Source organism: Nonomuraea insulae (assembly GCF_042656245.1).
On the sequence record NZ_JBHSPA010000152.1, the window covers coordinates 1 to 2,278 of the forward strand.

Genomic DNA, 2,278 nt, shown 5'->3' on the forward strand with positions numbered 1-2,278 from the left:
TAGCTTCATCCGGCTCCTCAGTCATGCGGTTCTTGTCGTGAATACCCTGGCGACGTTCGCGGCGATGACTTCTCCCGCGATGTCGTTGACTTTGCCGTGGCAATGCTGATGCACGGCACGCATACTCGCCAGATCAGTCAATCCTCTCCAGCTCGGAGGGGAGAGTCGTTTGACGGTGATGGTGTCGGCTTCGGTGAACAGTAGTCGGCAGTTTGCGCACTTTCCTCGTTGACGGCGAAGTAGGATCGCAATCCTGCTTGTGGTCAGCGGATGGACTCGTAGCCTGTCAGCCCAGTAGACAAGGTTCCCGTCATAAGGGTTGGCGTGACCGCGCACCTTCACGTGACGCTTGATGGGAATATCCGCGTGAACAGCGAGACGTGGACCGTCTGGGATAGAGAATTCCCAGCGGCCCCGTTCGCTTCGCCGCCAGTACTTAGCGAACACCCAACCCGCGCTCTTCTTTGGATGGCGGCGGCCTGCCCAGTGCATCAACGTGGAGAACAGCCGGTAGTCGCAAGAGGCGAAGACTTTCTTGGAGACCACCGTGCGGTAATACATCGACCAGCCTCGGATGACGGGGTTGAGGTCGCTGATCAACGCCTCATGCGGAACGGTCTTGCGTGCACGCACGATGTCCCGCATGGCTCGATGATGCCGTTTAACGGATTCCTTGCTGGGTTTGATGAGCGTCTTGATGATGGGTTGCTTCCGTCCATCGTTACCTGGCCGGAACTCGCCGGTCACGTATCGACGTACGTGAAAACCTAGAAACTCGAATCCAGCGTGCCCATCCAGGGCAAGCCGGGTATGAGCAATCCGGGTCTTGCTCGCCTTCAAACGCAGCCCGACACCCTTTAGCCACTCCTCAGCGAGAAACTGGGCCTTCTCGATGCCTTCCCGAGTTGGATGCAGAACCACAAAATCGTCGGCATAGGTCACAACCTGAGGACGGTCGCGACTGCCAAACGCTGATGTGATCCTCGTTTCCAACCCATGGAGCGCGATCAATGCCAGCAGCGGAGAAATGACCCCACCTTGCGGGCTGCCCCGCCAGGTGTCCTCCACGACTCCGCCCTCCATGACCCCCGCAGTGAGCCAGCCCTTGATAAGGCGCCTCAGCATGGGGAACGTGGCGAGCTTGTCCAGAAGAGGCTCATGCGCGATGTTATCGAAGCATCCTTCGATGTCCGCGTCCAGGACATATTTGTCCTTCTTGCACGTCGCATCGAAGATTGCCGCAATCGCATCATGAGCCGAGCGGGCCGGGCGGAAACCATAACTGTTCGGCTCAAACCTTGCTTCCCACTCAGGCTCCAGAACAATCTTCACTAGTGCCTGAAGTGCCCGGTCCAACATCACAGGAATGCCCAGAGGGCGCTTCTCGGTTTTCCCAGGCTTGGGAATCCAGACCCGCCTAACGGGTCGGGGCTTGATCGTCTCCGGATCCCGCAGGCGTTCCACCATCTGCCAGCGCTGACTAGGTAAGACGGAAGCGACTCCATCGATCCCGGCCGTGTGCTTGCCTCGGTTGTCCTGCGTCACCCGACGTACTGCCAAACAGCGAGCGGCTTCCGATTTCATCAACAGGCGTTGCAAACTCCAGACCACCGACACATCGCCACGGCACGAGGCTCGGAAGATGCGCTTTTGCAGGCGGTACACCGTGGTCTCCAGCTTCCGCCAGGGAATCGATGTCCAGTCTTCGATCGTCCGCCCCTCATCGGGAACGTCGCCGCTTCCGTTTCTTCCCACTACTCACACCCCTTTCCTTCCACATGACCGTGCCCGCGTCGGCTTATCGTGGGCATTACCCCACGCATTTGCTTCTCGGGCAATCCTTCCCCGTGTGGGCATACGGCCTGGTCGCCTGCTCATCGCATTGATGAGAGCCTGCACGGGGTTACTCCGTTCCGATTCATCCGTTTGACGCTGCCCTTAGGTCCGCACTGTCTGCCGGGCCACCAGATGGATGCACGGGCGGACACCGTTGGACCTGTCCGCCCCGATGACCATGCCCTCGCGGGCCAGACCCTCTACCTCGCGTGGGTCTGTTGCTACTAACGACAGTTCGGGCGTGCGTTCGTCTCCTGACCATAGGCAACCTGCTTGGGGTGTCACGAACGTCGAGGTCGCCGCTTATCCCCTTCACATCCCTGCTCCCATAGCATTGATAACCAATCGCAGCCATGAGGATGTTGCTTTTCCTCCATGCATCATGAGGGGTCGGGATTACACCGACCATCGGACGAATCAGTTGTGACCGAGAAAGGAATCC

1 protein-coding gene is annotated in these 2,278 nt (G+C 59.0%); it reads right to left on the minus strand.

Annotated elements, in window-relative coordinates:
• Positions 1 to 21: 21 nt before the first annotated feature.
• Positions 22 to 1,755: a group II intron reverse transcriptase/maturase gene (ltrA, locus tag ACFPZ3_RS70225; RefSeq protein WP_379525383.1), complete on the minus strand. Its 1,734-nt coding sequence runs from the start codon at positions 1,753 to 1,755 to the stop codon at positions 22 to 24.
• Between the last annotated feature and the right edge of the window lie 523 nt (positions 1,756 to 2,278).